The sequence below is a fragment of the Actinosynnema sp. NPDC023658 genome, assembly GCF_040639995.1.
Lineage (GTDB): Bacteria > Actinomycetota > Actinomycetes > Mycobacteriales > Pseudonocardiaceae > Actinosynnema.
Map to the genome: position 1 here is coordinate 1 of NZ_JBFAAX010000991.1, position 1,982 is coordinate 1,982.

The window sequence follows — 1,982 nt, forward strand, 5'->3', positions numbered from 1 at the left end:
GGTCGGAGCCGGCTTCAACGACGGCATGGCCGCCTTCTCCCGGGTGGAGAACGGCCCGGTCGCGGCGGCGTGCGCGATCCCGGAGGGCGCGACCGACGTCGACGTGGGTGGCGGCCAGGGCGGACTGCTGCTGGAGGTGCTGCGCGCCAACCCCTCCGCGCGGGGCGTCCTCTTCGACCAGGCCCAGGTCGTCGCGGGCAACCGCCTGGGCGCGGAGGCCGACCTCGCGGGCCGCTGGGAAACGGTCGCCGGCGACTTCCTGGAGGAGGTGCCACCGGGTGACGTCCTGCTGGTCAAGAGGGTCCTGCACGACTGGGACGACGCGACCTGCCTGCGGATACTGCGGAACTGCCGGGCCGCGCTGCGCCCCGGTGGCCGGGTGCTGGTGTTCGACGCGGTCCTCCCGGCCGGTGACGTGCCGCACCAGGCCAAGGCGCTGGACCTGCTGATGATGACGGTCCTGCCCGGCCACGAGCGCACGGAGGAGCAGTTCCGCCGGCTGTTCGGGGAAGCGGGCCTGAGCCTGGAGACGATCACCCACGTGCACGCGATGCCCGTCTCGATCCTCCAGACCGTCCCCGCGACCTGAGTCCACCCCGCCGGGCCGCGTTCACCCGCGAGGAGGCAGCGCACGTCCACTGGTCGGGAACCGGTCCGCTGACGGCCGGTTCGGAGGCGTGCACATGGTGGGACGGTTCGGACGTCCGCACGGCGGCACGCACGCACTTTGGCGTTGGACGCAGTCGGGGCACCCGGTCGTCCTATAGCCATGATCGCGACCGGGGAGCACGCTTCGGGTAGCGCAACGTCCTGGGGGGACAAGGCATGTGTCGTTTGCGTCCGTCTTCACGTCCTTCTTCGACCGCGCTGCGCCAACTCTCCTTGTCGAAAGGAATGGCAGTGCCGTCATCTCCGCTCCACACCCGCCAGTCACGTCGTTCGCCGCTGCGCAAGGCGGCGATCGCACTGCTGGCAGCCGGCGCGTTGCTGGTGCCCGCCGTCCCGGTGTCGGCCTCCACAACGGACAAGCCGGCCGCGATCGCCCAACCGACGCCCGACTCACCGGTCAGCGGGAAGCTCGTGCCCGCGCTGCGCGGTGACGCGGCCAGGGCCGCCGCCGGGTCGAAGCTCAGCGAGCAGGTCCTCAAGCGGGGCGAGGCGTTGAAGGACTCGCCGAAGGCCGGTGGCGACCGGAAGACCGGCGCCGACCTGCAGACCAGCGCCACGCCGCTCCCGCCGTGGAGCGGTTCGCTGCACACCGTCTGGGGCGCGTTCCCGACCGTCGTCTCCGACGGTGCGCAGGCGACCCACACCGTCAACCCCGGCATCAGCATCCCGTCGGGCAACCCCGACGTGGTGTACGCGCCGACGCTCGTCCCGAGCGGCAAGACCTGCATCGAGGTCACCACGTTCTACTGGCAGGGCGGCAACGGCGTCGGCGCGTGGGACTGGTGCGCGGCCTCGCCCGGCTTCGCCGCGGTGGCCTGGATCAACTCGTCGTTCCTGAGCACCTACACCACGACGTACCAGGGCCTGCCCGCCTACGAGGTGCTGGACGTGCAGACCAACGCCACGACCAACTCCTGGACCGCCTACCTGTGGAACTACACCACCTCGACCTGGGACGCGCTGTTCACCAGCGCCGACACGAGCAAGCTCGTCGACCCGCACGGCGGGTGGGACATGTTCGAGGTCTACACCGAGTACAACTCGGCCACCGGTGAGGGCTACTACTGCACCGAGACCTACGGCACCCAGTTCCACGCCGCCAACATCAAGATCAAGGTCAGCGGCACCTGGAGCACCCTGACCACCTCCAACTCGTCGGTGACACCTCCGGGCAGCGTGTCGAGCTCCGACTTCGGCTGCTACGGCCTGTCGTTCACCCTCCAGACGGCGAACAGCCACTGGCAGGTCTCGCACTGACCCGGCCGATCCACTGATCCACTGATCCACCAAGGGCGCGGTGCGGGCGGTCGAGG

General features: G+C 70.3%; 2 protein-coding genes. Both read left to right on the forward strand.

Going from position 1 to position 1,982, the window contains the following annotated elements; all coding sequences use genetic code 11:
• A partial coding sequence (locus tag AB0G02_RS37270; RefSeq protein ID WP_360804334.1) for a methyltransferase occupies positions 1 to 589 on the forward strand: 589 nt, incomplete at its 5' end.
• Positions 590 to 900: 311 nt separating this feature from the next.
• The gene (locus AB0G02_RS37275; RefSeq protein ID WP_360804337.1) at positions 901 to 1,926 is read left to right on the forward strand and encodes a carbohydrate-binding protein; all 1,026 of its coding nucleotides are present in this window, start codon (positions 901 to 903) and stop codon (positions 1,924 to 1,926) included.
• The last annotated feature ends 56 nt before the right edge of the window (positions 1,927 to 1,982 follow it).